This window comes from Flavobacterium magnesitis (assembly GCF_041729735.1).
Taxonomy (GTDB): domain Bacteria; phylum Bacteroidota; class Bacteroidia; order Flavobacteriales; family Flavobacteriaceae; genus Flavobacterium; species Flavobacterium magnesitis.
The window spans coordinates 22,195-38,922 of the sequence record NZ_JBCFQK010000007.1 but is presented as its reverse complement, the minus strand read 5'-3'; the positions used below and the strand labels follow the sequence as shown (position 1 = coordinate 38,922).

The following is a 16,728-nucleotide window of genomic DNA, read 5'->3' as shown; positions in this document are numbered from 1 at the left end:
TGTTTTAATGTGAATAGCTGTTTTTTATTTCGAAAAAAAAGCCACATTTAAAACAAACTTACTCAAACTAATTTAGATTTTGAAAAATGCGATGAATCAAAATGATGATTTTACTAAAATTCATATTCCAGAGTTCCTATTTTAGAATTGAAAACGTATATTTGCTTTTATTTTTAAATACAAATGGATAAAAAAACCGAGGAATTTTTCGATAGATTAAAAGGCGAATTAGAAAAAAGCAATACTTGGCCTTCAATATATTTGTTTAAATTTATTGTGCCAACAGACAACGAAAAAATAAAACAAGTAGAACAGGCTTTTAATTGTTTAGGAGCTGTTATTAAAACAACTCAATCTAAAACAGGAAAATTTACTAGTGTTTCGATTGATGTTCAAATGGAAAGTCCTCAGGCAATTATTGATAAATACATCGAAGTTTCAACTATAGAAGGAATTATTTCGTTGTAATTTTCGAAAAAAAAGGAGCTGTTTAGTCTCTGTTTTTTTGTTATTAAAGCTCCAAACAAATCAAATATGAATCAGAAATATATAAAAGAAAATGCGAATGATGTAGTACATCATTTAGAATATAATGCCGAAAGATCGCATTTGATTATTCCTGAATATGGACGTCATTTACAAAAATTAATTGACCAGGCTACTGCTATTGAAGATGATGAATCTAGAAATAAAGCAGCTAAATATATCATTCAGGTAATGGGAAGTTTGAATCCGCATTTAAGAGATGTGCCTGATTTTCAACATAAATTATGGGATCAGCTTTTTATAATGTCTGATTTTAAGTTGAATGTCAGCTCTCCTTATCCAATTCCTTCCAGAGAAGTGTTGCAGTTGAGACCAGATGTTTTAAATTATCCTCAAAATTTCCCTAAATACCGTTATTATGGAAACAATATCAAGTACATGATTGATGTTGCAAACAAATGGGAAGAAGGTGAAATGAAAAGTGCATTGGTAAAAGTAATTGCCAATCACATGAAAAAATCCTATTTGAGTTGGAATAAAGATACCGTAAAAGATGATGTTATTTTTGAACATCTTTACGAATTATCAGATGGTAAATTAAACTTACTCCAAAGCACAGAAGAACTAATTAACACAACCGATTTATTGCGTACCAACAAAAGAGTATCTAACAAGATTTCTCCTGCCGGACAACCTAAAATTCAAAGCAATAAAAACAATAAAGGACAAGGAAAGCAGAAAACTTTTCAAAAAAACAACAATCAAAAAAATCAATAAAAAAGTTGCTAAGCAGCTAAGTTTCTAAGTTATTGAGATTTTAAACTCAAAAAAACTTAAAACCTTAGAACCTCAGGAACTCAGAAACTCTAAACAAAGAATATGGGAATTTTTAAAATTGAAGGAGGAATCCGTTTAAAAGGAGAAATCACTCCACAAGGCGCAAAAAATGAAGCATTACAGATTTTATGTGCTGTACTTTTAACTTCTGAAAAAGTAACAATCAACAATATTCCCGATATTATTGATATTAATAAATTGATTACGCTTTTAGGAAATCTAGGAGTGAAAATTCAACGTAATGGGCCAGGTTCTATTACTTTCCAAGCTGATGATGTTAATGTAGGTTATTTAGAAACTGAGGCTTTCAAAAAAGAAGGTGGTGCTTTAAGAGGTTCTATTATGATTGTTGGACCACTTTTAGCTCGTTTTGGAAAAGGATATATACCAAAACCAGGTGGAGATAAAATTGGTAGAAGAAGATTAGATACACACTTTGAAGGTTTTATTAACCTTGGAGCAAAATTCAGATACAACAGAGAAGATCATTTTTACGGAGTAGAATCTCCAAAAGAAGGTTTGAAAGGAACAGATATGTTGCTTGATGAAGCTTCTGTAACCGGAACGGCTAATATTGTTATGGCAGCTGTTTTAGCAAAAGGAACAACAACTGTTTATAATGCTGCTTGCGAACCCTATTTGCAACAACTTTGTAAGATGTTGAATTCTATGGGTGCAAAAATTACCGGCGTTGGTTCTAACTTATTAACTATTGAAGGAGTTAAGGAATTAGGAGGTTGCGAGCACCGAATTCTTCCTGATATGATCGAAATCGGTTCTTGGATTGGTCTTGCGGCTATGACAAAAAGTGAAATTACGATCAAAAATGTAAGCTGGGAGAATTTAGGTTTGATTCCAAATACATTCAGAAAACTTGGAATTACAATCGAAAAGCGTGGTGATGATATTTATATTCCTGCTCACGTTGACGGTTATGAAGTAAAAACAGATATTGACGGTTCTATTTTAACTATTGCAGATGCGCCTTGGCCAGGATTTACTCCTGACTTGTTGAGTATTGTTTTAGTTGTGGCAACTCAGGCAAAAGGAGATGTTTTGATTCACCAAAAAATGTTTGAAAGCCGATTGTTTTTCGTTGATAAACTAATTGATATGGGAGCAAAAATTATGTTGTGTGATCCGCACCGAGCAGTGGTTATGGGACATAATTTCGAATCAATTTTAAAAGCAACTACTATGTCTTCGCCAGATATTCGTGCGGGAATCTCTTTATTGATTGCTGCGCTTTCTGCAAAAGGAACTAGTACAATTCAAAATATAGAACAAATTGATCGTGGATACGAACGCATTGACGAACGATTAAGAGCTATTGGAGCTAAAATTGTTCGTGTTGACTAAAATAACACATGAGTAAAGAACAACAAGCCATATCGGCAACTTACTTTAGTATAATAGGAAATACCTGCTTAGCCATTATAAAAGGCTTAGCAGGTTTTTTTGGCAATTCTTATGCCTTAATTGCTGATGCAATTGAATCTACTACGGATATTTTTTCTTCGTTTTTAGTATTATTTGGAATCAAATATTCTAATAGACCTGCCGATGAGAATCATCCTTATGGACATGGTCGTGCAGAGCCATTAATTACTTTTTTAGTTGTTGTTTTTTTAATTACATCGGCAACCATTATTGCTTATGAAAGCATTAATAATATCCAAACGCCTCATGATTTGCCTAAATCATGGACCTTATTTGTTTTAGGAGCTATAATTATTTGGAAAGAATATTCTTTTCAATTGGTGATGAAACGAAGTATTGAAACCAATAGTTCTTCTTTAAAAGCAGATGCCTGGCATCATCGAAGCGATGCAATTACATCAGTTGCTGCATTTATTGGGATTTTAATTGCTTTAGTTTTAGGAAAGGGCTATGAATCTGCTGATGATTGGGCAGCACTTTTTGCTTCCTGTTTTATATTTTATAATAGTTATTTGATTTTTAGACCTGCTCTTGGGGAAATCATGGACGAACATTTATATGATGATTTAATCGAGCATATTAGAATTGTTGCAACTAAAGTTGAAGGAATTATTGATACTGAAAAATGTTTTATAAGAAAATCAGGGATGAAATATCATGTAGATTTACACGCCATTGTGAGCGCCAAAATTTCGGTTAAAGAAGGGCATCAATTGGCTCATATTTTAAAAGATACTTTGCGAAAAGAAATCCCAGAATTAGGACATGTGTTGATTCATGTAGAACCTGATGATGAATAATTAATTCTAAACATAAAAAAACCGAGTCAATCTATTCATTTGACTTGGTTTTTTTATGTAATTAATCTAATTATTATAGAAAAGATTGTATCGCTAAATCGTAGCTTTTTAAACCAAAACCTAAAACAACTCCTTTAGCATTTCCTGAAATATAAGATTGATGTCTGAAGCTTTCTCTTGAAAAAGTATTCGAAATATGTACTTCCACAACTGGAGTAGTAATTCCTTTTACCGCATCGCCAATTCCAACAGAAGTATGTGTGTAAGCACCAGCGTTCAGGATAATTCCATCATAAGAAAAACCAAATTCCTGTATTTTATCAATTAATTCTCCTTCAATATTGCTTTGATAGTAATTGAATTCAATGGAAGGGAATTTCTTTTGAAGTTCTTCAAAATATTCTTCGAAAGTTAAACTTCCGTAAATTTCAGGTTCACGTTTTCCTAATAAATTCAGGTTTGGACCGTTTATAATGCTAATTTTCATTTTATATCTTTTTGTAAAAATAAAAAAACCGTCTCGTTAAAAAAATAACGAGACGGTTTTTATTGTATTTTCTAAGTTTTTTTTAGAACATGATACCAGCTGACAATTGAATAGTCGAGTTTTTAATATCAGCCTCTTTAGAAGCTTCAGTTAATCCAAGACCATATCTTGCCTGAATAAATAAGTTTTTCGTGATATTAAGACCTAAACCACCAACTACTCCAAACTCGAAGGTTTCAGCATCTCCAAAATCAACATTTTTTCTATCGTTCAATAAAAAAGAAGCTTGTGGACCCAATTCTAAGCTTAAACTTTCGCTTAAATAAATTTTTGCTAATACAGGAACAGATAAGTAACCTAATTCGTTTTTAAATTCTTCTACTGCATTTTTATAAGTTGCTCCTTGAGTAGAATACAAAAGCTCAGGCTGGATAGCAAAACGATCAAATAATTTAATTTCAGATACTAAACCAGCATGATAGCTTGTAATTGATTCTTTATCAGTAAAAGCTGGAACATCATCTCCATTTTGATTGGCGAAATTCACCCCACCTTTAACCCCAAAACGAATAGACTGTGCTTGTAATACTGTGGTTATGCTAAAAAGCATAATTGCCACTAAAATTGTTTTTTTCATAAAATTTCCTTTTAATATTTATTTATAGATTTGAGCGTGCAATATATAACTATACAGAAGTAAAATTATTATATAATTATTTATTATTGTTTCATATTTTTCATAAAGACAACATTATTTTCTTCTAAATTAAAATTAAAAGAGAAATGGGTTTAAATTAATTCATTTTTATTTTTAACAATAAATTTGCAACTATAGTAGTAAATGTCTTATTTTTGCATTCGAATTTTAACAAATATCAAAAATGAAAAAAGTTATTTTATCTGCTTTGGCAGTATTTGCATTTGGAATCACTAATGCTCAAGAAGTTAAGTTTGGTATTAAAGGAGGTTTGAATTTGTCGAGCTGGTCAGGAGATACAGAGGGAGTTAATTTGAAATACAAACCTGGATTTAATGGTGGGATGTTTGCAGATGTAAAATTATCAGAAAAAGTTTCGTTACAACCAGAAGTTTTGTATTCATTAGTAGGGACTAAGGTTGATAATTTTACAATAGATTTAGATGGGAATGAATTTACTGGAGATGTTAACTTTAACATGTCTTATATATATGTTCCAGTAATGTTGAAATTAAATGTAGCTGAAAAATTCAATCTAGAAGTAGGTCCACAAGTTGGTTTTCTAGTTTCTGCTAAATCCGTGGTACAAATTGAGGGAAATAGTCAAGAAATTAAAAATGATATTAAAGAAATTTTTAATACAGTTGATTTTGGAGTAAATTTTGGTGCAGCTTATGATTTAGATCAACATTTTGTTCTTGGAATTAGATATAATTTAGGTTTATCTAATATTAATAAAAATGAGGAAGGTGATTCTTCAAAGGTTAATAATAGTGTGTTTTCTTTAGGATTAGGATATAAATTCTAATCAATTTCTATAATATTATTAAAAAGACTATTCGAAAGAGTAGTCTTTTTTTATGCTTAAATGATTCTTGTTAAATTGATGTTAATAGCATTGTTGATAAGTTTTTAGTAGGATAAGTTTTTTATTTTTAGTATTTTGATAATTTTACATCAATAAATTACTAATTTAATAATTTACACTATGAAAAAAATCATTTTAACAGCAGCGGCAATTTTTGCATTTGGATTTGCAAATGCGCAAAGTGGAGCTTTCAAACTTGGAGCTCATGTAGGTTTGCCTACAGGTGATATTAAAGATTTTAGTTCTGTGAACTTAGGAGCTGATTTGGCTTATACCTGGAGTGTAGCAGAGGGTTTAGATGCGGGTATAACTACTGGTTATACTGCTTATTTAGGTAAAGATGGTGTAGATGCAGCTGGTTTTATCCCAGTAGCAGCTACTGCTCAATTTACTTTAACTAATAATTGGTTCATTGGTGCTGATTTAGGATATGGTATAGGCGTTAATCCATCAGGAAATGACGGTGGATTTTTATACCAACCAAAATTTGGTTACCAAATGGATAAAGCAGGTGTATATGTTGCTTATAAAGGAATCTCAATTGATGGTGGAGGAACATTTTCTTCTGTTAATTTAGGTGTTAATTTCAAATTGTAAATAAAAACATTTTTTAATAAAACCTCTTCTGGAAAGGAGAGGTTTTGCTTTGAAATATAATTGATAAAAAAAAATAAATATGAAAAAAATTACTTTATCGATAATTGCTATTTTGGCATTTGGATATGTTAGTGCTCAGGAAACTAAATTTGGATTAAAAGCAGGAGCAGATTTTGCATCATTGCATGGGAAATTTGATGGCAATTCTTATAGTGAATCAGAAACAGGTTTTTATGCAGGTGGATTTGTTGATATTACGGTTTCGGATAAGTTTCATATTCAACCAGAGCTATTGTATGTTTCGATTAAAGATATAGATCAGATTCAAATTCCTGTGCTGGCAAAGTTTCCTATCGTAGAAGATTTAAGTTTGTTAGCTGGCCCCGATTTTGGATTTCTGCTAGATGCCGGCGAGGGAACTAAAAGTTTCAACTTTGGTTTAGATCTAGGATTATCTTTTGATTTGAATGAAGATTTTTCATTGGATGGAAAGTATAATTTAGGATTAACTAATTTGGTTGAAGGAGGAAATAGTGATTTTTGTACAAAGCTTAGTGGTTTCTTTTTTGGACTTAGTTACAAGTTCTAATAAGATGCTGAAAATTTTAAGACCTCTCAATTGAGAGTTTTTTTTTATACTTAACATTTCCTGTCCAGAAATAACGATACACAAAACATCTTTATGGAAGAAATTTTCAAATATTTAAAACAAACTTAATAAGACTATTCGATATTTTTCAAATTACAAATTGATCAAGAAATAAAACAAGAACAACTCACAACAACAGAAGCTACAAAGTATTAATATTGCATCAAATGCAGAACCCATGTCGAATTAATACCAAAACTGATTAAAATTATTGACACCATGAGAGAAGATGCGCTTACCAAATTGAAAAATTAGTTTAACTGATAAATCAAAAATATTACCAATATAGAATAAGCATGCCCGTTTGATTAAAATAAACTAAGGATTAATAAAAAAAAGTAGTGAAATCTTTAAATAAGATTTCACTACTTTTAGTTAGCGTTTTAATCTCACTCTATGCCCCTTAATCATCAATTGTTTAAAAGGGGATATTTATTCTGAAGCGAACTGTACATTATATGTTTTCACTAAGCCATTATAATCAAACTTTACTACTGTATTTCCAGTTAAAGAAACTGCTTGCTCAATAGTAACCTTTACATTAGGATTATTAGTAGAAGCTGATACTATAGGTACTTCATTTGTACCGGCTGGAATTTTATAAGTCGTCTGATAAATATCGTACCCTACTATTCCATTTTGATCTGTTGACCTTACAGGAATAGGAGACAATTCTAATGCCTTTCCGTTAACTTCAATCCTTACTATCGGAACAGTTGGGCGAGAAATTTTCTTTTCTTTTGAACTGAAGCCTAGACCTACTAAATCGAAAAGCTGTTCTGATCCACTACCTTCAGCAACTAAGAAAATAGCATGTTTTTTATCTAAATGGTCAACAAATTTTGAAACGTCTACGGTAAAATTTGTGATCTCTTCTTTAGAATTCTCAGGAACTATAATCTCTGCTATTTTTTTTCCTTTCCATGTTGCATTATCCCAAGGTCCATCTAACCATACATTGACTTTAAATGATTTTAGAGTTTTTGGAGTTAGAAACAGATTAAATTTGGTATTATTCCCCTTTTTAGTTCCGCTGAAAGCTTTTAAACCATCTTTATCATTTTTAAGTCCACCAAAACCAAAATATTTATATCCTATGATATGCCCATTTTTAACTTTAGTAATTGGCATATGGTTATCCCAAATATCCCATGAGTCTTGCTGGATACTATTATCAGAAAGATAACTAGCATAACCTGCAGAATAATATTGATATGGATCAAGTCCATAAATATGAAAACCTTCCGAAGTTACTTCTGCTCCTTTGTATTGTTTTCCCTGACTATCTTTTGCTGCCCAGGTTTTATTTGGGCTATATGGATCATATCCTGTAATTGAAACAGTACCGCCTTCTGATACCGGTTTATCATCCCATGTAACCTTAACTGGTGCTACCATTGCTTGACGTGCAAAACCAAATCCTCTAGGAGGTCTATGATAAAACACATACCATTGTCCATTAATCTCTTGTATACTTCCATGTGTATTATGACCAGCATTGGTTGTTTCAATTGCAGTTCCGTCTTGATTTAATACTGGAGCACGAGAATCAACTAAAACACCTCCACTTTTCCAAGGTCCCAATGGTGAATCACCTATAACATAACGTAAGGTAGAATTTGAACTACTTACTCCATATTCTGGTCCTGAATAACCACTGTAAATTGATACATATTTATTCCCAACTTTACGAATAGAAGAAGCTTCAAAAAAATTGAAGGTTCCTAAATCTTCACCTGGATAAATTTTAGGAAATTCAGTACCTTGTGGATCTCTTGTTACTCCATATCTGGAACTAGCAGGTAAAAAACGCTCAATAATTTTGGTTCCTGGTCTAAGTGAATACATGGTACTTTGATCTAATTCTGCTGCTGATGACCTTTGGAATCCCCAATACCCATAAGCTCTGAATCCAATTTCGTAGTCAGGATCTTTTGGATCAGTAATATATTCAACATAAATAGCTGGATCAAAACCTAAGATACTACCAGATACAGTACGCTTTCCGTCGGCAGTTAAGTTCACAGGGGTAAAAGGTCCGTCTGGACGGTTACCTTTAGCTACCATTGCTTCCCTATTTTGACCACGGCTGTGCGGGTACAGATAATATTCTTTTTTCCCATCCTTTCTTTTTATCTCAACAAGGTCAGGTGCATACATTACATCCCATTTCCCATCTACTTCATAAGTAAAAGCAGGTCCTTCATCACGCCAGCTGGCAAGGTTTTCCACAGGAGCTGACCAGATTCTTATGTCGGGTCCACAATAACTTGTCATGCGTAAATCATGTGATCCAATAATATAGGCGCGGTATTTTCCAGGGTTGTCAGGATCTTCAAAAACTCTTGGTTCTCCATCAGGCAAATGTTCCCATAGTGGAAGATAAGGATTTCCTATTGACTGATGAACAAATTTTTTATTTGATTTGTTATTTGAATTCAGATTATTTTGCCCCTCAACCTTGATTCCACAGAGGAATAATCCCCACATGCATACTAAAATTGTACTTGTTTTTTTCATTAGCATTTTTTTGTATTTATTTATCGTACTTTTCTTTTTCTTGAAAGATTGTTATTTATGTTCTTGGTTTGTTGTTATATAATAACTCTTAGCAATATATCCACTATTGAGTTTTAATTTTTTTAAGCAATTCCTATGCTTTTTTTTCTAGCAGATAAAATATCTTTTTTCTTTTAGATTTTTCTTTTTTTAAAATACCTCATCTCCAACCCAAAACAGAATATTGGCTTAAACATTTTCAAAATTCTAACAATCTTCACATATAAGATTCATGAACAAAAATAAACAAAAAGATAAAAAAACAACCGATTGTGTTATTTTTTTTTATTTTATATTTAAAAAAAATTAATTAAATTTACATATAAAATATTTAATTCCATTTCAGATAAAAAGATACACAAATCAAAATTTGAAAATCAGATAAAAAGTAATAATAATAGTTCTTTTCAAAATTTATTTTTTTAGGGCAATTCTCAAAACCCTATCTAAACCTAAAACAAGAACTCTTCCTAGCTAAATGTCAATTTAAATAGCATTCAGTCCCCATTTACAAGACACCAAAAAATAAAATATCAAGCTTCAAATAGTAATTTACACCAATATAAAGTGACTTGAACAACTAATTATATTTCAGTTGTAATAAAAAAGTAAGAATTTACATAGATAAAATTCCGAAAAGTAACCTGAATTATTAATTTCTAAAAAATCAAATGAAAAAAAACTATGTAGTGTTTTTATAAACCTAATAACCATAACCACTTTTACACAACAAGACCTCTCTTTTAAAAACCCCAATCTACCTATTGAAAAGCGTGTAAATGACTTGGTCTCCAGAAGATAGATGAAAAAATTAGTCAATTGATGGATTCTTCACCTACTATAGAGCGTCTTGGTGTAACAGAATACGCTACTATTTATTTCTTGAAAGAAATCATAGAATCCTATTTAGATTGATAAAAATATACATTAAAAAAATAAAGCCTGTTTAAATTTAGAAGGTGATTTAAACTTTTATTTTATTATTATTTTTAGAGCAATTACGATAAATGCTAAATAATTAAAACCTACCCAACTTGTAGCTGGTAATCATAACGATCTTTATAATATAGAGTACAGTTTGAAGTAGTAACTGGAACTTTGGAACAAGCAAATATTTCTGTTGAAGGACTTTTTTAAATGCTGATGCAGGCTTCGATTCTAAAGAATTTAGGTTCTAGTGTGAGAAAAAAAGAAACAAATAGTCATTAAGTTAAGGATTCGTCAGTTCGAGTTTAGTAATAATTTGCGATAGAAAATTATTACGAAGTATCGAGCCCCCTTGTGTCTTTAAGGTTTCTCGATACAATTTTATACATTAAAGCTATCGCATTAATGTATAAAATCACTCGAAGTGACGGCTAAAACGGCTTAACTTAATGACATTACACTAAAGAGTAGAAAATTTCATAAAAATTCATCAAAATTACTCCTTTAAAGTTTGAGGAAATTAATTTTGATGAATTTTAAACAGACTCTTATTTTTCCCAAATTTTCTCCATTTCCTCTAAAGTTTTACCTTTAGTTTCTGGCACATATTTCCACACAAAGAACATCGCTAATAAAGACATTAGTCCATAAATCCAATAGGCAAACCCATGATTAAATTGTTCTGTTAAATAGGAATTATCATCCATCATAGGAAAAGTTAAGGATACCAAATAATTTGAAATCCATTGAGCTGCTACTGCTACAGCCATGGCTTTGCCTCTAATTTTATTTGGGAATATTTCAGAAAGTAATACCCAAACAACTGGTCCCCAACTCATCGCAAAACTCCCCACATAAAGCATCATACAACCTAATGCTAAATATCCAGTAGCTCCAGAGAAGAATACAAAACCTAAAGCAATCATTGCAACTGACATTCCTAAAGCTCCGATAATCATTAATGGTTTTCTACCATATTTATCTACACTCTTAACTGCAATTATTGTAAAAAGGAAGTTTACAATACCAACGATGATTGTCAATAATAAAGCACCATCTGTGTTTGGATCTATTTTTTTGAATATTTCTGGTGCATAATACAATACAACATTGATTCCTACAAATTGTTGAAAAACAGAAAGTGCAATTCCAATGATAATAATCAACCACCCAAAAGACAATAACTTACCTGAGGTTTGAATTACTGACCCCTTAATTTCTGATAAAATTCTATTTCCTTCTTCTTCACCATTAATCTTTATTAATACTTCTAAAGCTTGTTCTGGTTTATTTTTAAGCATTAAAGAACGAGGTGTATCGGGCACAAAAAAAAGTAAAACAAAAAATAGCCCTGCAGGAATTACTTCTGAAGCAAACATCCATCTCCAGCCAACAGCATTTAACCACACATCTGAACCTCCTCCTCTTGATATAAAATAGTTTACAAAATAAACGACCATAAAACCTCCAACAATTGCTAACTGATTAAAAGAAACCAATTTACCTCTAATATTGGCTGGTGCAATTTCTGCTATATACAAAGGTGATAGCATAGAAGCTAAACCTACACCTATACCCCCAATTATTCTATAAATAATAAATATAGTAGAAAATGTATGATCTAATTCGCCTATTGGTTTGATAAACATTTCTGGCATTGCTGAGCCTAAAGCCGATATTAAAAATAATATGGCTGCTAGAATAAGTCCTTTTTTTCTGCCTAAGTTTTTACTTATTAGACCACTGAAAATTCCTCCAATTACACAACCAATTAATGCGCTTGATACTAAAAATCCTTTAAAAGCATTTGCTGCTGTTTCTGACAACCCCTTTGGTGTCACAAAAAAAGTATCAAGGGATCCTACTGTACCAGAAATAACTCCTGTATCATATCCGAATAGTAAACCTCCTAAAGTAGCTACTAGAGTGAGTTTTATAAGATACTGTGTTTTTGATTTCATCATTTTTATTATATATTTAGTTAATAGTGTTTTTAAATAATTCTTGTTTACTACTTTTTAGTGGTAACTCTTCTTTTCGCGAGGTATTTATATATATGTCCTTTAAACTTATTAATTATATTCTATCACAATGATTAAGGATTTATAATTGGCGAATATTTGAAATTTTTAAATATTACTGTACCCTCTCCCATAGAGCAAAGACCGATACGAAGTCCCAAAAATCCGCTAAAGGCATTATGATGAAAACCAGAAACTTCTAATGAGTTCTCGATTTTAACCCAATTCTTTCCATCAATACTGTAATACATATCAACCGTATTATTGATACTCTTTATCTTAAGAAACACGCGCTCTTTGGTAACATTCTTTTCTGTTGCAAATTGCCACCCATGAATGTTTGCTAATATATCTTTACCATCAGCAAGGATGCCTGAATACGCTACGTTGTTATAGATAAGAACCAAGCCTCCGGTAGCATTTCCCTCTATTAACATTTCTACCTCTGCCGTATAGGCATGATTGGTTGGGTTATAAAGTAGTGGGGAACAATTACCTATTCCATTTCCTTTTCCTTTAATTGCAATACCATTATCCTTAACTTTAAATCTTTCTTGGTTGTATTCTGTAAAAAAACTCCATTTTGAATTTAATGTACTGCCCGCAAAATTATCAATGAAGCTTGCGGTACTTTCTTTTGAAGTTACACCTAATTTAGGTCTTTTGATAGGTTTTTCATCACTAATCCCATCAGGTATTTTATACCAACCGTCTTTAGTCCACTCTAAAGGCAAAAGTAAGGTTTGGCGTCCCATGTTATAAAAACCTTTTTCATAAGCATGAAACAACATCCACCAATTCCCTTTTGCATCTTCAAAAGGTGTCCCATGTCCTTTGGACAACCACCGCTCATTACTATCTTCAGCTCTTATAATGGGGTTATGAGGTGAGTTCTCCCAAGGTCCCAAAGGCGATTTTGATCTTGCAGATATGATCATGTGTCCGGTAGCAGGACCAGCTGTTCCTCCTTCAGCAACTGTGAGATAATAATACTCCCCTCTTTTTACCAGTTTTGGTCCTTCCATACAGAAACATTCTATAGACCATTCCCTAGGAATTGGCCATCCATCATATACATGTTTTGTTTCGCCAATAACCGAAAGCCCATCATCAGACAAGGGTACAAATCCACCATTGGCAGAATATAAATATCGCTTTCCCTTTTCATCAACAACATGTCCAGGATCTATATTTTTAATATTCAAATCAACAGGATCACTCCATGGCCCCTCAATTGAGTCTGCCACTACAACATATATTTTATCATTGGCGGGAAAATAGATGTAGTATTTATTGTTGCACTTCACTAAATCTGGTGCCCATACAGAACCAATACTTTTATTTAAAGCAGTTGTTACAGGAGTCCAGTTAATCAAATCTTTGGAATGCCAAATCAATAGACCTGGATAATATTCAAAAGAGGAATGCACCACATAATAATTATCTCCATCTCTCAAAATACTGGGATCCGGATAATCTCCTGCAAAAATAGGATTGGTGTAATATCCACTTCCTTTTTCGTTTGCTGTTGTTTGATACTGGGCATTCGAAATAAATGCTAAGTGAAAAAATAGTAGGGTAATAAAAACTTTAATATTGTTCATTATAGTTATTTATAAATGATTGTTGGTTTGAAACCAAAATTTTACGTAATGGTGTTTACTAATTTTTTGTTTTTTAATTAGACTTTACCTCAGACTCTTTAGCTCCTTCCATCAAAGCTTTAAGAACCCCTTTATCTAACATTTCTCCTGTATTACGATTGAATAAATTATTTGGGGTATCCCAGTAATAAGGTATTATTCCATTACTCATGGCACTCTTTACAACATACTTATTAAAATGTTCTACTGATTTATTATTGAGATCCTGGTTTTCGGGATTATCAATTTTACGACGATAAGCCCCAAATTCACCTAATATTACTGGTATTCCTTTGTCAACAAACTTTGTTTTTAAACCATTAAAAAGGGAATCCACAAGTTCTTCCTCTCCCCAAGAGGAATTACGCTCCACATCGGTTTTGGAATGAAAATCCTTTCCCCAGTAGTAAAACATCTTACCCCACTCAGCATCTTTCTTCAATAAACAAAATTGAAAAGGCGTATAATAATGGATTTCCACCATCAGACGATCTTTTATCTTGTCTTTAGGCAAGGTATTCATAATATCTGTGAACATTGGGTTTAAGCCCAATTTCTTAAAAATATGGTCGAAGTCGTGGGGTCTTGCTTACGTAGTGGTTATCCCTACCATTTTAATAATTGCCCCACGCATACAGAAGTTCGTCGATTGGTTATTCGACAAAAAAGATATAGAAGCACCGGTAGATAAATCTAAAAAGCTGTAACATTACCTATAATATATAGTGTTTCTTGCAACATGGGAAACGTTTTCTAATGATTATCAATAAGGTACAATTAATTTCAATAACCGTTTATCTTGAAAACAAGAAACCTGAAAATTATACAATTATAAACAGATATTATGTAATCATAGTAGCTATTTTATATAATAGATTTGTTTATATAAACTTAAAAAAATAAACCATGGAAACAGATGCTAATAAAAATCGCAGTCTAGATAACCAAAAATCGATTATAAATGAAGGTCAGGCTAGCTCAGATAAAAACCACAAACAAAGCGAAGTGAACACAGCTTCTCAGCCTGCCGAAGAACATTTAATTACAAAAACGGATAAATTCTATGCTACTGATTCAAACAAAGGCGGATTATCCTCAGAAAAAATAAATCAAACACTGGAAGATCCCTTTCAGTCCAAAAACAATCCTGATGAACAAAAAAGACCGTTAATTGATTAACGGTCTTTTTTTTACTCTAACGTCAATAATATTGAAACTATACTAGGTTCTATTTTTAATAGCATTGATGTCTTTTTTCAATTCTAAAAACATGGACTTCATGCTTTCGGTGTCATTGGCTTCATATTTTTTATCGCTTCTTCCAATGTTGCATTCATATTCCCAAATTTCTAAAATGTCAGATACTTTAACTTCATAATTTGGATAAAAATTATTATCAGATTCTAAAACCAAAGCATTTTTTTTGTTTTTATTCAAGCGTTTGTATACCACGCCTTCACTTTTGGTAATCAATATATAGGTTTTGCCGTCCTGCACCTCTCCTAAATTTTCTACATAACGTCCTATTATGATACTTCCATCTTCATGCGGCGGCATAGAATCACCTTCAATGGGAAATCCGCGATGTTTTCCTGAGCCTAAAAAAGGAAGCGAAATTTGCTGTAAATTTTCGATATATTCAGGATCAGCATAACCATTTAAATAACCTGCTTTTGCTTTTTGCGTAACCACTTCTATGAAGTTTTCTCCTGCTGGATCTACTTGTATGGGCAAAACCAGTCGGTTATTTTCCAGTTTTAATAAATCCTGGATATTAATTTTACGAACATCTACTGAAAGTAGTAAATCGATACTGATATGAAAATAATGGGCTATGTTCTTTAAAATATTATATGGAGGTTCTGAAGTTCCATCTTCATACTTGACATATCTACCTCTTGTAATTTGTAAACTCTCAGCCAATTTTTCCTGAGAAATTTTATCTTTTCTCCTAAGAGCTCTAATATTATCTGAAAATAAAGACATAGCAATATTGTTACAATTTGTAACAGCAAATATAATTATTTTTGTTACAAATTGCACTAATTTTATACCCAACAAAAATTAATAAATCTATTTTATCCCCTTATAATGATGCTTTTTAATGATACCGAACTATTTTTCTCAGGCATGCGTGGCAAAATCATCTATGATTTGCCCGATACCGAACTGATTTTGATTGATAATTTCTTTTCGAAAGAAGAATCAGATCATTATTATGAGTTACTACTTCATCAAACAAAATGGAGAGAATATGAAATGGAAATATTTGATAAAACGGTCAAAGCCCCACGAATGATCGCTTGGTATGAAGACAAAGAAAATATTAATCAAAATATTTCTGATTGGTCACCTGAACTTTTAAAAATTAGAAAAAAAGTAGAAAACGAAACAGCCCTTAATTTTAATAGTGCGCTACTTAATTTATATAGAAATGGGAATGACAGCGTTGCGTGGCATAGCGATCAGGAAGGGAATTCGGGACCAAATCCTGTCATTGCATCGGTAACTTTTGGAGAAACAAGAATGTTTAAACTACGTCATAAATTTAGAAAAGATATTGCTCCTGTTGAAATTCCACTACATCACGGATCTTTTCTGCTTATGGCTGGAACTACAAATAGTTTTTGGCAACATCAGGTTCCCAAAACGTCCAGAGAAGTATTACCAAGAATTAATCTCACTTTCAGAAGAGTGAAACAGAAAATGTGATATAA

The 16,728-nt window shown here is 31.9% G+C and carries 17 protein-coding genes; 10 read left to right on the top strand and 7 right to left on the bottom strand.

What is annotated here, in order from left to right; translation table 11 throughout:
* Positions 1–183: 183 nt before the first annotated feature.
* The 4 genes from AAGV33_RS06690 (at position 184) to AAGV33_RS06675 (ending at position 3,563) form a co-directional block, all read left to right on the top strand.
* Complete coding sequence (locus AAGV33_RS06690; RefSeq protein ID WP_373391191.1) at positions 184–468, top strand: DUF493 family protein; 285 nt, start codon at positions 184–186, stop codon at positions 466–468.
* Between the two features lie 66 nt (positions 469–534).
* Positions 535–1,263 (top strand): DUF4290 domain-containing protein, encoded by a 729-nt coding sequence (locus tag AAGV33_RS06685; RefSeq protein WP_373391190.1) that lies wholly within the window; start codon positions 535–537, stop codon positions 1,261–1,263.
* Between the two features lie 102 nt (positions 1,264–1,365).
* Positions 1,366–2,682 carry a UDP-N-acetylglucosamine 1-carboxyvinyltransferase gene (murA, locus tag AAGV33_RS06680; RefSeq protein ID WP_373391189.1) on the top strand — a complete coding sequence of 439 codons (1,317 nt, stop codon included), beginning with the start codon at positions 1,366–1,368 and terminating at the stop codon, positions 2,680–2,682.
* Between the two features lie 8 nt (positions 2,683–2,690).
* Positions 2,691–3,563, top strand: a complete 873-nt coding sequence (locus tag AAGV33_RS06675; RefSeq protein WP_373391188.1) for a cation diffusion facilitator family transporter — start codon at positions 2,691–2,693, stop codon at positions 3,561–3,563.
* Between the two features lie 73 nt (positions 3,564–3,636).
* Here the strand turns inward: AAGV33_RS06675 and aroQ are convergent, their stop codons facing one another.
* Both aroQ and AAGV33_RS06665 read right to left on the bottom strand, forming a co-directional pair.
* Positions 3,637–4,050: a type II 3-dehydroquinate dehydratase gene (gene aroQ, locus AAGV33_RS06670; protein ID WP_373391187.1), complete on the bottom strand. Its 414-nt coding sequence runs from the start codon at positions 4,048–4,050 to the stop codon at positions 3,637–3,639.
* Positions 4,051–4,132: 82 nt separating this feature from the next.
* Positions 4,133–4,687, bottom strand: a complete 555-nt coding sequence (locus AAGV33_RS06665; RefSeq protein WP_373391186.1) for a porin family protein — start codon at positions 4,685–4,687, stop codon at positions 4,133–4,135.
* 244 nt (positions 4,688–4,931) lie between these two features.
* On the opposite strand from AAGV33_RS06665, the gene AAGV33_RS06660 reads away from it, so the two are divergent.
* The 3 genes from AAGV33_RS06660 (at position 4,932) to AAGV33_RS06650 (ending at position 6,801) form a co-directional block, all read left to right on the top strand.
* The gene (locus AAGV33_RS06660; RefSeq protein ID WP_373391185.1) at positions 4,932–5,555 is read left to right on the top strand and encodes a porin family protein; all 624 of its coding nucleotides are present in this window, start codon (positions 4,932–4,934) and stop codon (positions 5,553–5,555) included.
* Positions 5,556–5,735: 180 nt separating this feature from the next.
* Positions 5,736–6,212, top strand: a complete 477-nt coding sequence (locus AAGV33_RS06655; RefSeq protein ID WP_373391184.1) for a hypothetical protein — start codon at positions 5,736–5,738, stop codon at positions 6,210–6,212.
* Between the two features lie 79 nt (positions 6,213–6,291).
* Positions 6,292–6,801 (top strand): porin family protein, encoded by a 510-nt coding sequence (locus AAGV33_RS06650; RefSeq protein WP_373391183.1) that lies wholly within the window; start codon positions 6,292–6,294, stop codon positions 6,799–6,801.
* Positions 6,802–7,293: 492 nt separating this feature from the next.
* On the opposite strand, the gene AAGV33_RS06645 is transcribed toward AAGV33_RS06650, so the two are convergent.
* The 4 genes from AAGV33_RS06645 to AAGV33_RS06630 all read right to left on the bottom strand — a co-directional run bounded on the left by AAGV33_RS06645 (position 7,294) and on the right by AAGV33_RS06630 (position 14,549).
* Positions 7,294–9,351, bottom strand: a complete 2,058-nt coding sequence (locus tag AAGV33_RS06645) for a glycoside hydrolase family protein (RefSeq protein WP_373391182.1) — start codon at positions 9,349–9,351, stop codon at positions 7,294–7,296.
* A gap of 1,544 nt (positions 9,352–10,895) precedes the next feature.
* On the bottom strand, positions 10,896–12,308 hold the full coding sequence (gene xylE, locus AAGV33_RS06640; RefSeq protein WP_373391283.1) for a D-xylose transporter XylE: 1,413 nt from the start codon (positions 12,306–12,308) through the stop codon (positions 10,896–10,898).
* Positions 12,309–12,442: 134 nt separating this feature from the next.
* Positions 12,443–13,972 carry a family 43 glycosylhydrolase gene (locus AAGV33_RS06635; protein ID WP_373391181.1) on the bottom strand — a complete coding sequence of 510 codons (1,530 nt, stop codon included), beginning with the start codon at positions 13,970–13,972 and terminating at the stop codon, positions 12,443–12,445.
* A 73-nt stretch (positions 13,973–14,045) separates the two neighbouring features.
* Entirely contained in the window at positions 14,046–14,549 is a 504-nt protein-coding gene (locus AAGV33_RS06630; protein ID WP_373391180.1) for a cellulase family glycosylhydrolase, read from the bottom strand.
* On the opposite strand from AAGV33_RS06630, the gene AAGV33_RS06625 reads away from it, so the two are divergent.
* Both AAGV33_RS06625 and AAGV33_RS06620 read left to right on the top strand, forming a co-directional pair.
* Entirely contained in the window at positions 14,542–14,718 is a 177-nt protein-coding gene (locus tag AAGV33_RS06625; protein WP_373391179.1) for a DUF2798 domain-containing protein, read from the top strand. The two genes, AAGV33_RS06630 and AAGV33_RS06625, sit on opposite strands and share 8 nt — an antisense overlap.
* A 199-nt stretch (positions 14,719–14,917) precedes the next feature.
* Complete coding sequence (locus AAGV33_RS06620) at positions 14,918–15,190, top strand: hypothetical protein (RefSeq protein ID WP_373391178.1); 273 nt, start codon at positions 14,918–14,920, stop codon at positions 15,188–15,190.
* 42 nt (positions 15,191–15,232) lie between these two features.
* Here the strand turns inward: AAGV33_RS06620 and AAGV33_RS06615 are convergent, their stop codons facing one another.
* The gene (locus AAGV33_RS06615; protein WP_373391177.1) at positions 15,233–15,997 is read right to left on the bottom strand and encodes an XRE family transcriptional regulator; all 765 of its coding nucleotides are present in this window, start codon (positions 15,995–15,997) and stop codon (positions 15,233–15,235) included.
* A gap of 105 nt (positions 15,998–16,102) precedes the next feature.
* On the opposite strand from AAGV33_RS06615, the gene AAGV33_RS06610 reads away from it, so the two are divergent.
* Positions 16,103–16,723, top strand: coding sequence for an alpha-ketoglutarate-dependent dioxygenase AlkB family protein (locus tag AAGV33_RS06610; protein WP_373391176.1), 621 nt, complete (start codon positions 16,103–16,105; stop codon positions 16,721–16,723).
* Positions 16,724–16,728: the final 5 nt, after the last annotated feature.